The 19,792-nt window shown below is 73.0% G+C and carries 16 protein-coding genes; 5 read left to right on the top strand and 11 right to left on the bottom strand.

Annotated features, from left to right (window positions below; genetic code table 11):
* Positions 1-92: 92 nt before the first annotated feature.
* From AC069X_RS14025 to kdpF, 6 genes are all read right to left on the bottom strand, one after another.
* Complete coding sequence (locus AC069X_RS14025; RefSeq protein ID WP_478728389.1) at positions 93-2,636, bottom strand: ATP-binding protein; 2,544 nt, start codon at positions 2,634-2,636, stop codon at positions 93-95.
* A gap of 24 nt (positions 2,637-2,660) precedes the next feature.
* Positions 2,661-3,347 (bottom strand): response regulator, encoded by a 687-nt coding sequence (locus tag AC069X_RS14020; protein WP_478728387.1) that lies wholly within the window; start codon positions 3,345-3,347, stop codon positions 2,661-2,663.
* 136 nt (positions 3,348-3,483) lie between these two features.
* The gene (locus tag AC069X_RS14015; RefSeq protein ID WP_478728385.1) at positions 3,484-4,161 is read right to left on the bottom strand and encodes a potassium-transporting ATPase subunit C; all 678 of its coding nucleotides are present in this window, start codon (positions 4,159-4,161) and stop codon (positions 3,484-3,486) included.
* A 6-nt stretch (positions 4,162-4,167) separates the two neighbouring features.
* Positions 4,168-6,306, bottom strand: a complete 2,139-nt coding sequence (kdpB, locus tag AC069X_RS14010; protein ID WP_478728383.1) for a potassium-transporting ATPase subunit KdpB — start codon at positions 6,304-6,306, stop codon at positions 4,168-4,170.
* Positions 6,303-7,967: a potassium-transporting ATPase subunit KdpA gene (gene kdpA / locus AC069X_RS14005; protein WP_478728381.1), complete on the bottom strand. Its 1,665-nt coding sequence runs from the start codon at positions 7,965-7,967 to the stop codon at positions 6,303-6,305. The genes kdpB and kdpA overlap by 4 nt, the downstream gene beginning before the upstream one ends.
* A gap of 8 nt (positions 7,968-7,975) precedes the next feature.
* Positions 7,976-8,065 (bottom strand): K(+)-transporting ATPase subunit F, encoded by a 90-nt coding sequence (gene kdpF / locus AC069X_RS14000; protein ID WP_478728379.1) that lies wholly within the window; start codon positions 8,063-8,065, stop codon positions 7,976-7,978.
* 425 nt (positions 8,066-8,490) lie between these two features.
* Between kdpF and AC069X_RS13995 the strand changes: the two genes are divergently transcribed.
* The gene (locus tag AC069X_RS13995; protein ID WP_478728377.1) at positions 8,491-10,398 is read left to right on the top strand and encodes an APC family permease; all 1,908 of its coding nucleotides are present in this window, start codon (positions 8,491-8,493) and stop codon (positions 10,396-10,398) included.
* Positions 10,399-10,487: 89 nt separating this feature from the next.
* Here the strand turns inward: AC069X_RS13995 and lysA are convergent, their stop codons facing one another.
* Positions 10,488-11,825 carry a diaminopimelate decarboxylase gene (lysA, locus tag AC069X_RS13990; protein ID WP_478728375.1) on the bottom strand — a complete coding sequence of 446 codons (1,338 nt, stop codon included), beginning with the start codon at positions 11,823-11,825 and terminating at the stop codon, positions 10,488-10,490.
* 16 nt (positions 11,826-11,841) lie between these two features.
* Entirely contained in the window at positions 11,842-12,228 is a 387-nt protein-coding gene (locus tag AC069X_RS13985; RefSeq protein WP_478728373.1) for an SAV_915 family protein, read from the bottom strand.
* A gap of 267 nt (positions 12,229-12,495) precedes the next feature.
* Between AC069X_RS13985 and AC069X_RS13980 the strand changes: the two genes are divergently transcribed.
* The 4 genes from AC069X_RS13980 to AC069X_RS13965 all read left to right on the top strand — a co-directional run bounded on the left by AC069X_RS13980 (position 12,496) and on the right by AC069X_RS13965 (position 16,545).
* Positions 12,496-12,990: a hypothetical protein gene (locus tag AC069X_RS13980; RefSeq protein WP_478728371.1), complete on the top strand. Its 495-nt coding sequence runs from the start codon at positions 12,496-12,498 to the stop codon at positions 12,988-12,990.
* 99 nt (positions 12,991-13,089) lie between these two features.
* Positions 13,090-14,148, top strand: a complete 1,059-nt coding sequence (tsaD, locus tag AC069X_RS13975) for a tRNA (adenosine(37)-N6)-threonylcarbamoyltransferase complex transferase subunit TsaD (protein ID WP_478728770.1) — start codon at positions 13,090-13,092, stop codon at positions 14,146-14,148.
* A gap of 122 nt (positions 14,149-14,270) precedes the next feature.
* Entirely contained in the window at positions 14,271-14,810 is a 540-nt protein-coding gene (locus tag AC069X_RS13970) for an EF-hand domain-containing protein (RefSeq protein ID WP_478728369.1), read from the top strand.
* A gap of 106 nt (positions 14,811-14,916) precedes the next feature.
* On the top strand, positions 14,917-16,545 hold the full coding sequence (locus AC069X_RS13965; RefSeq protein ID WP_478728367.1) for an NAD(P)/FAD-dependent oxidoreductase: 1,629 nt from the start codon (positions 14,917-14,919) through the stop codon (positions 16,543-16,545).
* A gap of 112 nt (positions 16,546-16,657) precedes the next feature.
* Here AC069X_RS13965 and AC069X_RS13960 read toward each other — a convergent pair whose 3' ends face one another.
* From AC069X_RS13960 to AC069X_RS13950, 3 genes are all read right to left on the bottom strand, one after another.
* The gene (locus tag AC069X_RS13960; RefSeq protein WP_478728365.1) at positions 16,658-17,284 is read right to left on the bottom strand and encodes a TetR/AcrR family transcriptional regulator; all 627 of its coding nucleotides are present in this window, start codon (positions 17,282-17,284) and stop codon (positions 16,658-16,660) included.
* Between the two features lie 78 nt (positions 17,285-17,362).
* Positions 17,363-18,553: an acyl-CoA dehydrogenase family protein gene (locus AC069X_RS13955; RefSeq protein WP_478728363.1), complete on the bottom strand. Its 1,191-nt coding sequence runs from the start codon at positions 18,551-18,553 to the stop codon at positions 17,363-17,365.
* Between the two features lie 30 nt (positions 18,554-18,583).
* Entirely contained in the window at positions 18,584-19,762 is a 1,179-nt protein-coding gene (locus tag AC069X_RS13950) for an acyl-CoA dehydrogenase family protein (RefSeq protein WP_478728361.1), read from the bottom strand.
* Positions 19,763-19,792 lie beyond the last annotated feature (30 nt).

Genomic DNA, 19,792 nt, shown 5'->3' with positions numbered 1-19,792 from the left:
CCAGGCCGTGAGACGGCATGCGGCCCCCGGGGGTGAACACCGGGCGGCCCGGGCGGCGTTCGGTCCCGTTCCGGCCGGGCGGCGACGGCCCGTCAGCTGACCGCCGAGCTCGGCAGCTCCGCCGCCACCGGAGGACCGTCCCCCGCCCTGGGGAGGGTGAGGACCATGGTGAGCCCCCCGCCCGGGGTGTCCTCCGCCGTGAGCGTCCCCGCCATCGCCTCGGTGAAGCCGCGCGCCACCGCGAGACCCAGTCCGACGCCGGCTCCGCGCGGGGCGTCACCGTGGCGCTGGAAGGGCTCGAAGATGCGGTCCTTGGCCTCGTCCGGGACCCCGGGGCCCCGGTCCACCACGCGGACTTCGACCCGGTCGTGCAGGGCGCTCGCGGTGACGAGGACCGGCCGGCCGGCGGGGCTGTACTTCACGGCGTTCTCGACGATGTTGGCCACGGCCCGCTCCAGCAGGCCCCGGTCCACGGCGACCATGGGCAGCGTCTCCGGGATGTCCAGCCCGACACTGTCCTCCGGTACGCCTCCCAGCGCCATCGGCACCACCTCGTCGAGGTCGGTCTCCCGGATCAGCGGGACGACGGTCCCGGTGTTGAGCCGGGACATGTCCAGCAGGTTCCCGATCAGCGCGGCGAGCCGGTCGGCGCCCTCCTCGATCCCCTCCAGCAGCTCCGCCCGGTCCGCGTCCGACCACTCCACGTCCTCGGAGCGCAGGGAGGTGACGGAGGCCTTGATACCGGCGAGCGGGGTCCGCAGGTCGTGGCTGACGGCGGCGAGCAGCGCCGTGCGGATGCGGTTGCCCTCGGCGAGCCTGCGGGCCTCCCCGGCCTCGTCGACCAGCCGCTGGCGGTCGAGGACGCCGGCGGCCTGGGCGGCGAAGGCGCCGAGCACGCGCCGGTCCTCGGCGGGCAGCACCCGGCCGGACAGGGCCAGGGTCATGTTCTCGCCGACCGGCATGTCGACGTCGGCGTTCTCGGGGCGGGTGACCGGACGGGGGCCGACGGCCGCCGCCGTGGTCCAGGAGCCGACCTCGCCGGGGCGCTCCAGCAGGGCCACGGAATCCATCGCGAAGGTCTCCCGGAGGCGCTCCAGGAGGGCGTCGAGGGAGTTCTCGCCGCGCAGGACGCTGCCCGCGAGGAAGGAGAGGATCTCGGACTCGGCCCGCAGCCGGGCGGCCTGGTGGGTGCGGCGGGCCGCGAGGTCGACCACGGACGCCACGGAGACCGCCACGCCCACGAAGATCGCGATGGCGACGATGTTCTTCGGGTCGGAGACGGTCAGCCGGTGCAGCGGCGGAGCGAAGTAGTAGTTCAGCAGCAGCGAGCCGAAGGCGGCCGAGCCGAGTGCGGGCAGCAGCCCGCCCAGCAGGGCCGCCGCGACCGTGCAGGCGAGGAAGAGCAGCATGTCGTTGGCCAGCCCGAGGTCCGGGACGGCCTGGCTGAGCAGCAGGGTCAGCAGGGCCGGCCCGGCGACGGCGGTCAGCCAGCCCCAGATGGTCCGGGACCGGCCCAGCCGGGCCCGCCGGGCGATCGGCAGGCCCCGCCCCTTGGCCGCCGCGTCGTGGGTGACGATGTGCACGTCCAGGTCCGGCCCGGACTCGCGGGCGACGACGGCGCTGACCCCGGGACCGAGCAGGTACTGCCAGGAGCGCCTGCGGCTCACGCCGAGCACGATCTGGGTGGCGTTGACCCCCCGGGAGAACTCCAGCAGGGCGTCGGAGACGTCGTCGCCGATGACGTGGTGGAAGGTGCCGCCCAGGTCCTCGACCAGGGTGCGCTGGACGGCCAGCTCCTTGGGCGACGCGGACGACAGGCCGTCGCCGGCCGCGATGTAGACGGCCAGCACCTCCCCGCCGGCGCCCTTCTCCGCCAGGCGGGCGGCGCGGCGGATGAGCGTACGGCCCTCGGGGCCGCCGGTGAGGCCGACGACGATGCGCTCGCGGGCCTGCCAGGTGGTGCGGATGTCGTGCTCGCCGCGGTACTCCCTCAGGTACTCGTCGACCCGGTCGGCCGTCCACAGCAGCGCGAGCTCCCGCAGCGCGGTCAGGTTCCCGGGGCGGAAGTAGTTGGAGAGGGCCGCGTCGACCTTGTCGGCCTTGTAGACGTTGCCGTGGGCCATCCGCCTGCGCAGCGCCTGCGGGGACATGTCGACCAGCTCGATCTGGTCGGCACGCCGCACCACCTCGTCGGGGACCGTCTCGCGCTGGCGGACGCTGGTTATGGTCTCGACGACGTCGCCCAGGGACTCCAGGTGCTGGATGTTGACGGTGGAGACCACGTCGATCCCGGCCCGGAGCAGCTCCTCGACGTCCTGCCAGCGCTTGGTGTTGCGGGAGCCGGGGACGTTGGTGTGGGCGAGCTCGTCCACCAGCGCGACCGCCGGACGTCGGGCGAGGACCGCGTCCACGTCCATCTCGGCGAAGCTCGTGCCCCGGTACTCCAGGTCCCGCCCCGCGACCGTTTCCAGCCCGTGGAGCATCACCTCGGTGCGCGGCCGGCCGTGGTGCTCGACGAAGGCGACGACGACGTCGGTGCCCCGCTCCATCCGGCGGTGGGCCTCGGAGAGCATCGCATAGGTCTTGCCGACGCCCGGTGCCGCGCCGAGGTAGATACGGAGCTTTCCGCGTCCCATGATCGTAACTCTTCTTCTGTCGGGTCAGGGTTCGAAGCGGTAGCCCATGCCCGGTTCCGTGATCAGGTACCGGGGGTGGGAGGGGTCGGCTTCGAGCTTGCGTCTCAACTGGGCCATGTAGACGCGCAGGTAGTTGGTGTTCTCGCTGTAGGTGGGGCCCCAGACCTCCAGGAGCAGCCTGCTCTGCGACACCAGGTGGCCCGGGTGGGTGACCAGGATCTCCAGCAGGTGCCACTCCGTCGGGGTCAGCCGTACGGTGCGGTCGCCGCGCAGCACCTTCTTCGCGAGCAGGTCGATGGTGAACCCGTCGGTCGTGACCGTGGTGACGTCGCCGGTCCGCCGCGCCGGCTCCGCCTGGCGGCGGCTGGCCGCCCGGAGGCGGGCCAGGAGCTCGTCCATGCTGAACGGTTTGGTGACGTAGTCGTCGGCGCCGGCGTCCAGCGCCCGGATCTTGTCCTCCGAGGTGTGCCGGGCGGACAGCACCAGGATCGGCACCCGGCTCCAGCCGCGCACCCCCTTGATGACGTCGATGCCGTCCATGTCGGGGAGTCCCAGGTCGAGGACGATGACGTCGGGCTTCCGGGCGGCGGCGAGCCGCAGGGCCGAGCCGCCGTCGGAGGCCTCTTCGACGTCGAACTTCCGCGCCTGGAGGTTGATCTTGAGTGCGCGGACGAGCTGGGGATCGTCCTCCACCACCAGCACCCGGGTCATCGATGGGCAGCCTTTCCTTCGGTGTGAGCGGAACGCCGGGGAGCCGGCGAGGGCGGGGGCACCTCCCGGCGGTGGCCGGGGGAGGCGCGCACCCCGCCGGCTCCCGGTTCGTACGAGGCGGGCGGCCGGCTCCGCGTCAGCTCCTGGCCAGGTCCTTCAGCGCGGTGTTGAGCTCCAGGACGTTGACGCGGGGCTCGCCCATGAAGCCGAGGGTGCGGCCGGCGGTGTGGGCGGAGACGAGCTCCTCGACCCGCTTGACGTCGAGCCCGTTGCGCTCGGCGACCCGGTGGACCTGGAGCTCCGCGTACGCGGGGGAGATGTGCGGGTCGAGGCCGGAGCCGGAGGAGGTGACGGCGTCGGCCGGCACGTCCTCGGGCCTGACCCGGTAGGTCGCGGTCGAGTTGTCGGCGACCACGGCCTCCTTGGCCTCGGTGACCAGCTTGACGAGGTCCGGGTTGTCGCCGGCCTTGTTGGTGGCGCCGGACAGGATCAGTGAGTACCGGGTGTTGACGCTGTTGGTGCCGAGGCCGTTGGAGGGACGCGGCTGGAACCACCTGAGGTCCGGCTCGGCGGCCTCGTCGGGGTCGCCCGGGTCCTTCTTGGGCAGGTCGTAGCGCTGCCCCACGAGGGAGGAACCGACGACGTCTCCGCTCCTGTCCCTGATCTCGGAGCCGTTGGCCTTGTCGTTGAAGAGGGCCTGGGCGACGCCGGTGACGGCGAGCGGGTAGACGACCCCGCAGATCACGGTCAGGACGAGCAGGGCCCGCAGGCCGGCCCCGATCAGCCGTGCTGTGCTGCCTACAGAGGTGTTCATAGCCGATCAGCCGATTCCGGGGATGAGGGAGATGAGGAGGTCGATGAGCTTGATGCCGATGAACGGGGCGACGAGACCGCCGAGTCCGTAGAGGCCCAGGTTGCGGCGGAGCATCCTGTCGGCGCTGGTGGGCCGGTACTGGACGCCCCTGAGGGCCAGCGGGACGAGCGCGATGATGATCAGCGCGTTGAAGATGACGGCGGACAGGATCGCGGACTCGGGAGAGGCCAGGCCCATGATGTTGAGCTTGTCCAGGCCCGGGTAGACCACCGCGAACATCGCGGGGATGATCGCGAAGTACTTGGCGACGTCGTTGGCGATCGAGAAGGTCGTCAGCGCGCCGCGGGTGATGAGGAGCTGCTTGCCGATCTCGACGATCTCGATGAGCTTGGTCGGGTTGGAGTCCAGGTCCACCATGTTCCCGGCCTCCTTGGCGGCCGAGGTGCCGGTGTTCATGGCCACGCCGACGTCGGCCTGGGCCAGGGCGGGCGCGTCGTTCGTCCCGTCACCGGTCATCGCGACGAGCTTGCCGCCCGCCTGCTCCCGCTTGATCAGCGCCATCTTGTCCTCGGGAGTCGCCTCCGCGAGGAAGTCGTCGACTCCGGCCTCTTCGGCGATGGCCCGGGCCGTCAGCGGGTTGTCGCCGGTGATCATGACGGTCTTGATGCCCATGCGCCGCAGTTCGCCGAACCGCTCGCGCATGCCCTCCTTCACCACGTCCTTGAGGTGGATGACGCCGAGGACGCGGGCGCCCCCGTCGTCGTCCACGGCGACGAGCAGCGGGGTGCCGCCCGCCTGCGCGATCGTGTCCGTGAGCGCCTGGGCGTCGTCCGAGACGGCGCCGCCGCGCTCGTGCACCCAGGCGACGACCGAACCGGTCGCGCCCTTGCGGACCTTGCGCCCGTCGACGTCGACGCCGGACATGCGGGTCTGGGCGGTGAAGGTGACCCACTCGGCGTGGGAGAGCTCGCCCTGGTGGCGCTCGCGCAGGCCGTACTTCTCCTTCGCGAGGACCACGATCGAGCGGCCCTCGGGGGTCTCGTCGGCCAGTGAGGACAGCTGGGCCGCGTCGGCGAGCTCGGCGGCGGTGACGCCCTTGACCGGAACGAACTCCGAGGCCTGGCGGTTGCCGAGGGTGATCGTGCCCGTCTTGTCGAGCAGCAGCGTCGAGACGTCGCCGGCGGCCTCGACCGCGCGGCCGGACATGGCGAGGACGTTGCGCTGGACGAGGCGGTCCATGCCGGCGATGCCGATCGCGGACAGCAGCGCGCCGATGGTGGTCGGGATCAGGCAGACGAGGAGCGCGGTGAGCACGATCAGCGACTGCTCGGCCCCGGCGTAGACCGCGAAGGGCTGGAGGGTGACGACGGCCAGCAGGAAGACGATCGTGAGGGACGCGAGGAGGATGTTCAGCGCGATCTCGTTGGGCGTCTTCTGCCGGGCTGCGCCCTCGACCAGGTTGATCATGCGGTCGATGAAGGTGTCGCCGGGCTTCGTGGTGATCTTGATGACGACCCGGTCCGAGAGGACCTTCGTGCCGCCGGTGACCGCCGAGCGGTCGCCGCCGGACTCGCGGATGACCGGGGCGGACTCGCCGGTGATCGCCGACTCGTCCACGGACGCGACGCCCTCGACGACGTCACCGTCGCCGGGGATGACGTCACCGGCCTCGCAGACCACCAGGTCGCCGATGCGCAGACCGGTCCCGGGGACCTGTTCCTCGGTCCTGCCGTCCGCCGTCAGACGGCGGGCGACCGTATCGGTCTTGGCCTTGCGCAGGGTGTCGGCCTGCGCCTTGCCGCGGCCTTCGGCGACGGCCTCGGCGAGGTTGGCGAAGATCGTGGTGAGCCAGAGCCAGGCCGTGATGGCCCAGCCGAACCAGTCGGTGGGGTCCATCACGGCCAGCACGGTGGTGACCACCGAGCCGACCAGCACCACGAACATGACCGGAGACTTGATCATGACGCGCGGGTCGAGCTTGCGCACCGCGTCCGGGAAGGACTTCAGCAGCGCCTTCGGGTCGAACAGCCCCCCGCCGACGCGGCCGCCGTCCGGCTTGTGGCCGGTGGGCACGTCCTGGTGCGGAGCGCGGGTCGCGGTCACGGTCGACATGACGTCCTCTTGCTTCCTGGTGTCGGAGGTCATGACGCCAGCCCTTCGGCGAGCGGCCCCAGCGCGAGCGCGGGGAAGTAGGTCAGACCCGTGATGATGATGATCGTGCCGACGAGGAGGCCGGCGTAGAGGGGTTTGTCCGTGCGCAGGGTGCCCGCCGTCTCCGGGACGGGCTGCTGCTCGGCGAGCGAGCCGGCGAGCGCGAGGACGAACACCATGGGCAGGAAGCGGCCCAGCAGCATCGCGATGCCGATGGTGCTGTTGAACCACTGGGTGTCGGCGTTCAGGCCGGCGAAGGCGGAGCCGTTGTTGTTGGCGCCGGAGGTGTAGGCGTAGAGGATCTCGGAGAAGCCGTGCGCGCCCGGGTTGGCCATCGAGTGGGCCGGGGTGTCCAGGGCCATCGCCGCGGCGGTGAAGCACAGCACCAGCGCCGGGGTGACGAGGATGTAGCACGCCGCGAACTTGATCTCGCGGGTGCCGATCTTCTTGCCGAGGTACTCGGGGGTGCGGCCGACCATCAGGCCGGCGATGAACACCGCGATGACCGCCATGACGAGCATGCCGTAGAGGCCGGAGCCCACGCCCCCGGGGGCGATCTCGCCGAGCTGCATGCCCAGCATGGCGATGCCGCCCCCGAACCCGGTGTAGGAGGAGTGGAAGGAGTTGACGGCGCCGGTCGAGGTCAGCGTGGTGGCGACCGCGAAGATCGAGGAGCCGCCGATGCCGAAGCGGGTCTCCTTGCCCTCCATCGCCCCGCCCGCGACGTCGAAGGCCGGGCCGTGGTGGGCGAACTCGGTCCACATCATCAGGGCGGTGAACCCGACCCAGATGACCGCCATCGTCGCCAGGATCGCGTAGCCCTGCTTCACCGAGCCGACCATCCGGCCGAAGGTGCGGGTCAGCGCGAAGGGGATGACGAGGATCAGGAAGATCTCGAAGAGGTTCGAGAACGGGGTGGGGTTCTCGAAGGGGTGGGCGGAGTTGGCGTTGAAGTAGCCGCCCCCGTTGGTGCCCAGCTCCTTGATGACCTCCTGGGAGGCGACCGCGCCGCCGTTCCACTGCTGGGAGCCGCCGGCGAACTGACCCACCTCGTGGATGCCGGAGAAGTTCTGGATCGCACCGCAGGCGACCAGGACCAGGGCGCCGACGACGGAGATCGGGATCAGGATGCGGACGGTGCCGCGGACCAGGTCGGCCCAGAAGTTGCCGAGCTCACCGGTGCGCGAGCGCGCGAAGCCGCGGACCAGGGCGACCGCGACGGCCATGCCGACGGCGGCGGAGACGAAGTTCTGCACCGCCAGGCCGCCCGTCTGCACGACGTGGCCCATGGCCTGCTCGCCCGCGTACGACTGCCAGTTGGTGTTCGCGACGAACGACGCGGCGGTGTTGAAGGCCTGGTCCGGGTCGATCGCCCGGAAGCCGAGCGACCCGGGCAGGACGCCCTGGGCGCGCTGCAGGGCGTAGAGGAACAGGACGCTCGCGACGGAGAAGGCCAGGACGCCGCGCAGGTAGGCGGGCCAGCGCATCTCCGCCGTCGGGTCGGCGCCGATGGCCTTGTAGATCCACTTCTCCGGTTTGCAGTGCTTCTCGGAGGAGTAGACCCGGGCCATGTACTCGCCGAGCGGACGGTAGGCCAGCGCGAGCGCGGCGATCAGCGCGAGCAGCTGGAGCACACCAGCGGTTACGGGGCTCATGTCAGTGCTCAGAACCTCTCCGGGTACACGAGGGCGAGGACGAGGTATCCGAGCAGGGAGACGGCCACGAGCAGGCCGACGATGCTTTCGACGCTCACAGCTTGGTCACCCCCCGGGCGATGAGAGCCACCAGCGCGAAAACCGCGACCGTGGTGACGACGAAGGCCAGATCGGCCATCGCGAGCTCCTGATGAAGTGATGAGACGGGAATCGGCCGGACTGGCCGAGACCGAGCAAACCCCGGCCCGGACCCCGCGTTAAGCCACCTTGACGGCCTCCATACGGGCACGGGGGAACCTTTAACGCGGCCCATACGCCGGCCGCCGCGACGGCCGCCGCGCCCGCCCCGGCGCCCGCCGCCGCGCCCGCCGCCGCGCCCCCTCCCGACCGCTCCGGCGGGCTCCGCGTATGGAGTGCGTGAAGAGAGGGCCGGACGGCGTATGGAACGCGCCAAGGTGGCCGGCGGCCCCGCCCGGAGGCTTCGACGCTGTCCTCACTGAGACCCTTCGGAGGAAACGGCGACATGGCCATGCACACAGGAGAACCCACCGCCGCAGGACGGGGCCCGGGCCAGGAGGAGCCCCCCGACACCGGAGACCGGGCGGCCGCGGAGACCGGTGACCGGCACAGGCTGACCGCCCTCCAGGGACTCGCCGCGCTCTCGCTCGACGCGATGGCGTCCGTCGCCTACGGCCCCGAGTCGATCGTGCTCGTGCTGGCCGCGGCCGGCGCGTACGGCCTCGGCTTCACCCTCCCGGTGACCCTCGCGATCGCCGCGCTGCTGGCCGTACTCGTCGCCTCGTACCGGCAGGTCATCGCCGCCTTCCCGGACGGCGGCGGCTCCTACGCCGTGGCCCGCCGCCACCTCGGCCGGCGCACCAGCCTGGTCGCGGCGGCCTCGCTGATCCTGGACTACGTCCTCAACGTGGCGGTCTCCGTCACGGCGGGTGTGGCCGCCCTGACCTCGGCCTTCCCCTCCCTGTACGGGGAGCGGGTGTGGATCTGCCTCGGCGTTCTCGTGCTCGTCACCGCCGTGAACCTGCGCGGGGTCGTGGACTCGGCCAAGGCCTTCCTCGTCCCCACCGCCGTCTTCGTCGGCTCGATCCTGGCCATGGTCGCCGTCGGCCTCTTCCGGGACGCGCCGGTCTCCACCGAGACCGCCGCCGGACACGCCTCCGCCCTCGGCGACGGCGCCACCACCGTCGGCGCGCTGCTGCTGCTCAAGGCCTTCGCCGCCGGCTGCTCCGCCCTCACCGGCGTCGAGGCCGTCGCCAACGCCGTACCGTCCTTCCGGGCCCCCGCCGCCCGCCGCGCCCAGCGCACCGAGGTCGCCCTCGGCGCCCTGCTCGGCGTGATGCTGATCGGCCTGTCCGTCCTCATCGGCCGCTTCCACCTCCAGCCGGTGGAGGGGGTGACCGTCCTCGCCCAGCTCGCGGACGCCTCCTTCGGCCACAACGCCGCCTTCTACGTCGTCCAGTTCGCCACCGTGGTGCTGCTGGCCCTCGCCGCCAACACCTCCTTCGGCGGCCTCCCGGTCCTGATGGGCCTGCTCGCCCGGGACAACTACCTGCCGCACGTGTTCGCCCTCAAGGCCGACCGCCAGGTCCACCGGCACGGCGTGGTCTGGCTGGCCCTCGTCTCGGCCGCGCTGCTGGTGTTCTCCGGCGGCGACGCCAACACCCTCGTCCCCCTGTTCGCGATCGGGGTGTTCATCGGCTTCACCGTCTGCCAGGTCGGCATGGTCCGCCACTGGTCGCTGGAGCGCCCCGGGGGCTGGCGGGCGAAGGCCGTGCTGAACGGCTTCGGCGCACTGCTCACCGGCGCCTGCGCCCTCGTGGTCACCGCCACCAAGTTCACCGAGGGCGCCTGGCTGATCGTGGTGGCCCTGCCCCTCCTCGTCCTCGCCTTCGAGACCGTGCACCGCGCCTACGGGCGCATCGGCGAACGCCTGGAACTGGGCCGCGTCCCGCAGCCCCCGCGGCGCTCCCGCTCGCTGGTCGTCGTCCCCGTGTCCGGACTGTCCCTGCTGACCTGCCGGGCGCTGACCGCCGCGCGCTCCCTCGGCGACGAGGTCCTCGCCGTCACCGTCACCCACCCGGCCCCCGAGGACCGGCGGGCCGCCGAAGCCCTGCGCCGCGACTGGGAACTGTGGAACCCCGGTGTCGAACTCGTCGAACTCCCCTCCCCGACCCGCTCGCTGGGCCGGCCGGTGTCGGGCTACGTCCGCGGGCTGACGGAGCGGCAGCCGGGCGCCCAGGTGACCGTCCTGATCCCGGAGACCGAGCCGGAGCGCCTCTGGCAGCGGATGCTCCAGAACCAGCGCGGCTCGGTGGTCGCCCACGCGGTGCGCCGCGACACCGACGCCGTGATCTGCCGACTGCGGTTTCGCATCGGCGCCGACACCCGCCGGCCCCCGCTGACGCGCCCTTGACGACGGAGGACGCCCTCCGAGCGCCCGTCGGCGCCCGCCGTCAAGATGCCGCCCGTTCCCCGCCGCGCACCGGCGGACCCGGACACCCCCTAGTAGGCGCAGACGTCCCTGCTGCGCAGGTCCTCCAGGGTTTCGCGGCGTACCAGGAGGCGGGCGGTGCCCTCGTGGACCGCGGCCACGGGAGGCCGCCCCACCATGTTGTAGCCGGAGGCCATGGACACCTGGTACGCCCCCGCCACCGGTACGGCGAGCAGGTCGCCGGGCCGGATGTCACCGGGGAGTTCCACGTCGGCGGCGAGCACGTCCCCCGCCTCGCAGTGCCGCCCGACGACCGTGGCCGTACGGGGGGCCGCGGCCGGGGCCCGGCCGATCATCCGGGGCGCGTAGCGGACCCCGTACAGGGCGGGCCGGGGGTTGTCGCTCATACCGCCGTCGACGGCGACGAACACGGTGTCCCCGGTGTGCTTGACGGCCAGCACCCGGTACAGGGCGACCCCGGCCGGCCCCACGACGGCCCGGCCCGGCTCGACGGCCAGGCGCGGGACGGGCAGCCCGGCGGCGGCGCAGCTCTCCGCGAGCCGGGCCCGTATCCTCCCGGCGAGCACCGCGACGTCGAGGGCGGGTTCGCCGGGCCGGTAGGCGATCCCGTGGCCACCGCCCAGGTCGAGTTCGGGCAGGACGCGGCCGTGCGCGTCGCGGATGCGGGCCATCAGCCCGACCATCCGGCGGACCGCCGTGAGGTAGGGCTTCGCCTCGGTGATCTGCGAGCCGATGTGGCAGTGCAGCCCGGTCAGTTCCAGCCGTGGCTGGGACAGGACGCGGGCCACCGCGTGCATCGCGGACCCGTCGGTGAGGGACAGCCCGAACTTCTGCCCGTCCGTCCCCGTGCGGATCTTGTCGTGGCCGCCGGCGGAGATGCCCGGCACCACGCGCACCATCACCCTCTGGTGCCCGTCCGGGCCGACGGCGGCGGCGATGCGGGCGATCTCCGACGGGCTGTCGATGACGATCCGCCCGACTCCGAGCCGCAGCGCCGTGTCGAGGTCGCGCGGCGACTTGGCGTTGCCGTGCAGCACGATCCGCTCGGCCGGGAATCCGGCCATGACGGCCAGCTCCAGCTCACCCGCCGAGCAGACGTCCAGTCCCAGCCCCTCCTCCCGGACCCAGCGGACCATCGCGCGGGAGAGGAAGGCCTTGGCCGCGTAGAGGACCTCCGCCCCGGGGAACGCCTCCCGGTAGGTCCGGCAGCGCTCGCGCACCTCCCCCTCGTCCAGGACGTAGGCGGGGGTGCCGAACCGGTCCGCCAGCTCCGCGAGGTCCACCCCGCCGACGGCCAGGCCGCCGTGCGCGAGCCGCGTCGTGGACGCCGGCCAGACGGAGAGGTCCTCCGTACCGGATTCGGACGCCGGTACGACCGCAGTGGTCATCGTGTCGTCCCCTCGCTCAGGCGGCCGGGGCCGAGGAAGGCCGCCGTGCGGCCGGGGCGGGACGGGAGCCGGGGGTGCCGGGAGAGCCAGGAGAGCCGGACGGTACGGACCCGGTGACCGCGGGGGCGGTGAAGGTCGGGTCGACGGTCAGCAGCCCGGCTCCGAGAGGCTCGGACATCGCCCGGAGCGCCGCCTCGGAGAGCCTGATCCACGGGTGCTCCGCGCCGAGCGTGGCGGCCAGCCGGCCGGGGTCGGTGAAGCCGACCGCGGTGCGCGCCCCCAGGGGCGTGCGGAACAGGCGGACCACCACCTCGGCGGTTCCCGGCCGGACGGGGACGTAGAGGAGTCCGGCCGGGACCCGTTCCTCGGGTTCGGGGTCGTCGTCGTACTGGAAGAGGCACATGGGCCCTCCTTGAGGAGCCTCGGACGGGATGCGGGCCCCGGACCGCGGGGAAGCGGTCCGGGGCGCACCCGAAAGCTATGCCCGCCCCCGCGGTCTCGTGGCCCGTCCCTGACGGGATCCTGACGGCCGCCGGGGGAGTCCATACGGATCGCTGACGACGGGGCGGCGGCCCGTGCGGCGGGGTGGGCGTTCCGGTTCCGCCAGGGAGGCGTAGGCATCGCGTCAGGACCGGCGGCACGGCCCGCGTCCGCTCCTACCGTCCTGGGCATGGACAACGGATTCACCGGCGAACGCCGTACGGCCGCCCTCGTGGCCGGGCTCCTCTTCGCGGGCCTGCTGGCCGTCGACGCGATCGCCGGCTCGGTCAGCCGGCCCCGGGCGGCGCTGTGGGCCGGTCTCGGCCTGCTGCTCTTCGCCGTCCTGCTGCCGCCCCAGGTCCGGGTGGAGCCGGGCCGCCTGACCGTCAGCCGGCTGTTCACCCGGCGGACCGTACGCACCGACGCGCTCTGCTCGCTGCTCTGGTGTGACGGCGTGGCCCAGCGCCTGGTCCTGCGTGACGGCGACGGCCGCCAGGCGGAGATCGACCCGGGCGTACTGGTGCGCGACCCCGCGCTGTGGCACCGGTTCCGGGCGGACGCCCGGGCCTCGGTGAGGCGCGGCACGCTGAGGTGCGGAGCCGCCGCGCTGGAGGAACTCGCCGAGCGCGTCGACCGGGAGGCGGCCCGGTCCGTGTTCCGGGTCTCCGGCCTCGACCTCGGCTGACCCCTCGCGTGGCGGGCCGCGGCTCCCCGGCCCGGTACCTTGTTGCACATCTGTTGCAAGTGCAGGGTGTATGCGAAAGGGGCCGGTGTGGCTGCTCCGGTGGTGTTGGGCATCGAGTCGTCCTGCGACGAGACGGGTGCCGGGATCGTGTCCGGCGGGCGGCTCCTCGCCCACGTCGTGGCGTCCAGCATGGACGAGCACGCCCGGTTCGGCGGGGTCGTGCCCGAGATCGCGGCCCGCGCCCACCTCCAGGCGTTCACGCCCGTGGTCCAGGAGGCCCTCGACCGGGCCGGGCTGCGCCCGCGCGACCTCGACGCCGTCGCCGTCACCACCGGCCCCGGCCTCTCCGGCGCCCTCCAGGTCGGGCTGGCCGGGGCGAAGTCGCTCGCCTACGCGGCCGGGGTGCCGCTCTACGGGGTGCACCACCTGGCCGGACACGTCGCCGCCGACACCCTGGAGCACGGGCCGCTGCCCGATCCGTGCGTGGTGCTGATCGTCTCCGGCGGGCACACCTCGCTGCTGCTCGTACGGGACCTCGTGCGCGACCCGATCCTGCACCTCGGCGACACCGTCGACGACGCGGCCGGCGAGTGCTTCGACAAGGCGGCCCGGGTGTTCGGGCTGCCCTACCCGGGCGGCCCCGCGATCGACCGGGCCGCCCGAACGGGCGACCCCCGCGCGGTGGCCTTCCCGCGCCCGCTGACCGGCCCGCGCGACGACCCGTACGCCTTCTCCTTCTCCGGCCTGAAGACCGCCGCCGCCCGCTGGGCCGAGCGGCACCGGCTGTCCGGCGGGGAACTCCCGCTGGCCGACGGCGCCGCCTCGCTCCAGGAGGCCGTCGCCGACGTGCTGACCCGCAAGGCGCTGGCCGCCTGCCGGGAGTACGGCGTACGGACGCTGGTCGTGGTCGGCGGGGTCGCGGCCAACTCGCGGGTGCGGGCCCTCGCCGAGGAGCGCTGCGCGGCGGCCGGCGTCGAACTGCGGGTACCGCCGCTGACGCTGTGCACCGACAACGGGGCGATGATCGCGGCCGTCGGCGACCTGCTGGTGCGCGCCGGCGCCGATCCGGCGCGGCTCGACCTGTCCGTCGACCCGTCCGCACCCCTGGAGTACGCGGCCCTGCACCCCACCGCGGGCCGCACGGCCGGCCCCGCCTGACGGGATCCGGCGCCCCGCCCCGCCGCGCCGGGACGTCCGACGGGCGTCGCGGGAGGACCTATGATGCCTCGCGCAGACGCACGGTGGTCGTCCGTGTGCGCAGAGTGAAGGAGTGGGTTGGCGTGAGCCTGCTGGACATGAAGCTGGACCGGTCGTTCGAGGTCTTCGACGCGGACCGGGACGGCCGCCTGGAGCGGTCGGACCTCCTGGCGGTCTCTGACCGGCTCGCCGAATCGCTGGGCGTGGAAGCGGAGTCCGTGGCCGGGCTCCGCGACTCCCTGGCCGGACTCTGGGACACCGTCTTCGAGAAGATGGACCGCGACGGCGACGGCGGCGTCGACCGCGACGAGTACCGGGCCGCGTTCCGGGCGCGGATCGTCACCGACCAGAACCGGATCTGGGAGCGGATCAGGAACCTGAGCAACGCCTGGACGGAGCTCGGTGACCGCGACGGCGACGGGATGCTCAGCCGGGACGAGTACACCTCCCTGCTGCACGGCATGTTCCGGCTGCCCCGCCAGACCTGCGAGGAGGCCTTCAACGCACTCGACCACGACGGCGACGGACAGCTGAGCCGTGAGGAGATCAGCTCCGCGATGAAGGAGTACTACACCAGCCGGGACCACACCGCGCGCGGCAACCAGTTCTTCGGCCGGCTCTGACGGCTTCTCCGGAGTCGTTCCCTCCGCACCGGCCACCACGCAACGGGCCCCGGCTCGTTGAGCGGAGGGGACGACCCGCCGACCGACACACCCAGGAGGACTGTTCATGGCCGAGACCGCGCTGCCGGTGATCCTGCTCGCGGACGCCGATCCGCTCCGCCGGCACGAGACAGCCGAGCTGGTACGGGCGTGGTACCGGGGATCCTTCCGCGTCCTCCAGGTCGGCGGACTGCCCGAGGCGGGACGGGTGCTGCACTCCCTGGCCGGACAGGGCGTCCCCGTCGCCGCCGCCGTCACGGACGAGGACCCCGAGCCCTACGCCGTACGGCACCCGGCCACGCACTGGCTCAGGCTCACCGAGGGCGGCGGCTCCGCCCCCTGCGGCGCCCGCGTCACCGTCGTCGACCGGGTCCCCGGCACGGACGGCAGCGGCACGGACGGCCTGCCCGAACGGCTCCGCACGGCCCTCGACGACTCCCTCTGCACCTGGAACGCCGCCCACCACGGCGGTCTGCCCACGGCAGAGGTGCGCGGGTACCGCTTCTCGCCCTCCGCCTACGCCGTCCGCGACTTCCTCGGCCGCAGCGGCGTCCTCTTCCGCTGGGTGCCGGAAGACGGCAGCCCGGACGCGCCGGTCACCGTCCGGCTCGGGGACGGCACCGAGCTCGTCGGCCCGGCGGTCAGCGAACTCGCCGACCGTCTCGGCCTCATCCGCCCCGCCGGGCACGAGCACTACGACGTCGCCGTCATCGGCGGCGGTCCCGGCGGGCTGTCCACGGCCGTGTACGCCGCCGCGGAGGGCATGAGTGTGGTCGTGATCGAGGACGACGCCCCCGGCGGCCAGGCCGGATCGACCTCCCGGATCGAGAACTACCTCGGCTTCCCCGTCGGACTCACCGGCGGCGACCTCGCCCAGCGCGCACTCCAGCAGGCCCGCCGGGCCCGCGTCGAATGGCAGCCCACCCGGGTGGCCACCGGGCTCGCCCCGACGGGAACCGGCGACCACACGGTCGCGTTCGTCAAGGCGGGCACGGACGAAGCCGCGTCCGTCTCGGCCACCGCCGTGGTGGTGGCCACGGGCGTCGAATGGAACCGCCTGGCCGCCCCGGGGGTCGACCGGCTGCTCAACTCCGGCGTGTACTACGGCGCTTCCCTGTCCGACGCGCCGTCGACCGCCGGAGAGGACGTCTACATGGTGGGCGCGGGTAACTCCGCCGGTCAGGCCGCCCTCTACTTCGCCCGCCACGCCCGCTCCGTCACCCTCCTCGTCCGGGGCGACGACCTCGGCGCCTCCATGTCGAACTACCTGGTCCAGCGCATCGAGCAGACACCGGGGCTGCGCGTCCTGCTCGGCACCGAAGTGGCCGAATGCCTCGGCGAGACCACCCTCACCGGGCTCCGGCTGCGCGAGCGCGCCGACGGCGTCGAGCGCACGGTGCCCGCGCGGTGCCTGTACGTCCTGATCGGCGGCCGCCCCTCCACGGACTGGCTCGGCGGCGCCCTGGAGCTCGACGGACGCGGCTACGTGCTCACCGGCGGCGCCGCCGGCCCCGGAGCCCTGCCGATGGAGACCAGCCTGCCGGGCGTCTTCGCCGTCGGCGACGTGCGGTCGGGCTCGGTCAAGCGGGTCGGCGCCGCGGTGGGCGAGGGCGCCGCCGTGGCGCACTGCCTGATCGAGTACCGGCGCCGGAACCCCGGGCGGTTCCGGGACGCCGGCGCCGCCGACGGGTTCTGAGCCCCGCGACGGCACGCCCCGGGGCCGGCCGTACGACCGGTGACCGGTGCCACGCCCCGGGGACGGCCGTACGCCCGTCCCCGGGGCGTGGCACCGACCGTTCCCGCGCCGGTCAGACCCCCGGGACGTCCTCCGGGAAGTCCTCCGGGACGCCCAGCGCGGGGGCGATCGCCCGCCAGATCACCGACCGGGCCATGGCCAGGTCCACCCGGGGGTCGTCCAGCATCAGCCGGATGCCGAGGCCGTCGCACAGGGCCAGGACCAGGGTGCTCACCGCCGCGACGTCACAGTCGGCGAACTCCCCGGACTCCACGCCCCGTTCCACGGCCCCGCCGACCCACGCGTGCAGCTGGTCGTACAGGTCGACCGCCAGGTGCCGGGCCGCCGCGTCGCGCTGGGCGCGCACCCACAGCTCCTGCCAGAGCTTCCAGTCCTGGCGCAGCTCCGCGTCCGTCGGCAGCATGCTGCGCAGGATGCGGGCGAGGGCGACCGGCGCCGGGACCGGGTCCGGCCCGCCCTCCGTCGTGTCCTTGCCGGTCTGCGCGAAGGAATGCGTCATCGCCTCCGCGAACAGCTTCTCCCGCGTGTCGAAGTGGTAGTGCAGCAGCGCCTTCGAGACCCCCGCGTGCTCGGCGACCTTGCGCATGCTGATGCTCTCGAAACCGATGTCCGCGATGACTTCGCACGCGGCCGTGAGGATCCGCTCACGTGTCTCCAGTGCGCGCTCGGCCTTGGTCACGTCGGCTGCTCCCCGTTTCGGCGCCCGTGGACCCGGCTCCCGGCCCGGCTGCCGGGACCGGCACACCCCCATCCTCGCTCATCGGCCGCCCCCGGGCCCGCCGGCCGACGGCATCCCGAGGACGCCCGTGCCGCGCTTGACGAGTTCACCCGCGATGATCAGGCGCTGGATCTCGGAGGTCCCCTCCCAGATCCGGTCGACCCGCAGCTCCCGGTAGAGGCGTTCCACCGGGTACGAGCGGTCGTAGCCGCGCCCGCCGAAGATCTGCACGCACCGGTCGACCACCCGGCCCGAGGCCTCGCTGGCCGCCAGCTTGGCGATGGCCGCCTTCGCGTGCAGCGTCTTGCGGCCGGCCGTCCCCTCGTCGGCCTCCCACGCGACCTGGTGGGTGTAGGCGCGGTTGACGGCGATGTCGACGGCGCAGTCGGCGAGCATGCCCTGGACCAGCTGGAAGTCGGCGATGGGGGAGCCGAACTGGCGGCGTTCCACCGCCCAGTCCCGGGCCAGCTCCAGGGCCCGTTCCGCCGCCCCGATGGTCCGGGCGGCGATCATCAGCCGTTCCTCCGTGAACCACGAGCGGGTGATGTCGTAGCCCTGGCCCACCTCGCCGAGCACCGCCGCGTCCGGCACGAAGACCTCGGTGAAGGTGAACTCGGGGTGCTCGTAGACGAAGGTGTGCATCCAGCGCGGCACCCGCGTCATCTCGACGCCCGCCGTGTCCTTGTCGACGAGGAACAGGGTCGGCGCGCGCTCCTCCCCGGCGGCGGCCAGCACGATCATGAAGTCGGCGTGGTCGCCGACGGTGACGAACCACTTCTCCCCGTTGATCACCCAGCCGCCGTCGGCGCGGGCGGCCGTCGTCCGCAGGTTCTGCGGATCGGAGCCCGCCCCGGGCTCCGACACGGCGTAGCAGTCCCGGCGCTGCCCCCGGATCACGGGCACGAGGTAGCGCTCGCGCTGTCCGGGCGTGCAGAAGGACAGGGCGTTGGCCGGGCGCCACACCGTGTCCCACAGCGCCCCGGTGAGCCGGCCGAGCTCCGCCTGGACGATGACCTGCTCCAGGACCGGGAGACCGGCACCGCCCCACTCCACGGGCATGTTGACCGCCTGGAGCCCGCTGGCGAGCACGGCGTCGCGGATCTCGGCGTGGGCGTGCGGCGGCAGGCCGTTGTTCTCCTCGCAGTCGGTCTCGTACTTCATGAGGAAGCCGGTGAGCTCGCGCGCCGCGCTCCGGAGCTCTTCCTGACGGGTGGTGAGGCGGAAGTCCATGTCTGTCCCTTGGGGTCGTCGGAGCGGTCGTCAGGAAGAGGAGCGGGGGAAGGCGAGGGCCCGGGTGCCGCGCTTGACCAGCTCGTTGGCGATGATCAGGCGCTGGATCTCGGAGGTGCCCTCCCAGATCCGGTCGACGCGCAGCTCCCGGTACATGCGCTCGACGGGGTACGAGCGGTCGTAGCCGCGCCCGCCGAAGACCTGCACGCACCGGTCGATCACCCGGCCCGCGGCCTCGCTCGCCGCGAGCTTCGCCGTCGACGCCTTGGCGTGCAGCGTCTTGCGGTCGGTCTCGGGCAGGCCGGCCTCCCACGCGACCTGGTGGGTGTAGGCGCGGTTGACGGCGATGTCGACGGCGCAGTCGGCGAGCATGCCCTGGACCAGCTGGAAGTCGGCGATGGGGGAGCCGAACTGGCGGCGTTCCACCGCCCAGTCCCGGGCCAGCTCCAGGGCGCGCTCGGCCGCGCCGACCGTCCGGGCGGCGATCATCAGCCGCTCGTCCGTGAACCACTCCTTCGTCAGCTCGTAGCCGTTGCCGACACCGCCGAGCACGTCCTCGTCGGGGACGAAGACGCCGGTGAAGGTGAACTCGGGGTGCCCGTTCACGGCGGAATGCATGAACCGGGGGACCCGGGTCATCTCCACCCCGGGCGCCTGCTTGTCGACGAAGAACAGGGTCGGCGCCCGCTCCGGTCCGGCGTCGGCCTGCACCAGCAGGAAGTCCGCGATGTCCCCGCAGGTCACGAACCACTTCTCGCCGTTCAGCAGCCAGCCGCCTCCGGTGCGGGTGGCGGTGCTCGTACCCGAGGCGGGATCAGAGCCCGCCCCGGGCTCGGTCACCGCGAACGCGTCGAACCGCTCGCCCCGGATCACCGGCAGCAGGTACTTCTCCCGCTGCGCGGCGGTGCCGTGCGCCAGCACGTTCGCGGGCCGCCAGGGGATGTCCCACAGGCAGTTGGTGACCTTGCCGAACTCCTCCTCGACGATGACCTGGTCGAGCAGGGACAGGCCCGCGCCGCCCCATTCGGCCGGCATGTTGATCGCGTAGACCCCGGCGTCGACGGCCGCGCGGGTCAGCTCCCGGACCGTGTCGGCGGGCAGCGGGCCGCCGGCCTCCTCGGACTGGTCCTCGTACCGCATCAGGAGCCGCGCGTAGCCGGCGGCGCGGGCTTTCAGGGCGGCCTGTTCGGGGGTGTAGCGGAAGTCCATGTGTCCTCCGGGGCACAGGTGACGGGCGGG

It is taken from the genome of Streptomyces sp. NPDC043896 (assembly GCF_056435605.1).
The sequence above is the reverse complement of the archived record's forward strand: the minus strand, read 5'-3'. Positions and strand labels throughout refer to the sequence as shown.

Coding starts and splice junctions, on each gene's coding strand:
- AC069X_RS14025 (WP_478728389.1), bottom strand. CDS start 2,636: ATGGGACGCGGAAAGCTCCGTATCTACCTCGGCGCGGCACCGGGCGTC.
- AC069X_RS14020 (WP_478728387.1), bottom strand. CDS start 3,347: ATGACCCGGGTGCTGGTGGTGGAGGACGATCCCCAGCTCGTCCGCGCA.
- AC069X_RS14015 (WP_478728385.1), bottom strand. CDS start 4,161: ATGAACACCTCTGTAGGCAGCACAGCACGGCTGATCGGGGCCGGCCTG.
- kdpB (WP_478728383.1), bottom strand. CDS start 6,306: ATGACCTCCGACACCAGGAAGCAAGAGGACGTCATGTCGACCGTGACC.
- kdpA (WP_478728381.1), bottom strand. CDS start 7,967: ATGAGCCCCGTAACCGCTGGTGTGCTCCAGCTGCTCGCGCTGATCGCC.
- AC069X_RS13995 (WP_478728377.1), top strand. CDS start 8,491: ATGGCCATGCACACAGGAGAACCCACCGCCGCAGGACGGGGCCCGGGC.
- lysA (WP_478728375.1), bottom strand. CDS start 11,825: ATGACCACTGCGGTCGTACCGGCGTCCGAATCCGGTACGGAGGACCTC.
- AC069X_RS13985 (WP_478728373.1), bottom strand. CDS start 12,228: ATGTGCCTCTTCCAGTACGACGACGACCCCGAACCCGAGGAACGGGTC.
- AC069X_RS13980 (WP_478728371.1), top strand. CDS start 12,496: ATGGACAACGGATTCACCGGCGAACGCCGTACGGCCGCCCTCGTGGCC.
- AC069X_RS13965 (WP_478728367.1), top strand. CDS start 14,917: ATGGCCGAGACCGCGCTGCCGGTGATCCTGCTCGCGGACGCCGATCCG.
- AC069X_RS13955 (WP_478728363.1), bottom strand. CDS start 18,553: ATGGACTTCCGCCTCACCACCCGTCAGGAAGAGCTCCGGAGCGCGGCG.
- AC069X_RS13950 (WP_478728361.1), bottom strand. CDS start 19,762: ATGGACTTCCGCTACACCCCCGAACAGGCCGCCCTGAAAGCCCGCGCC.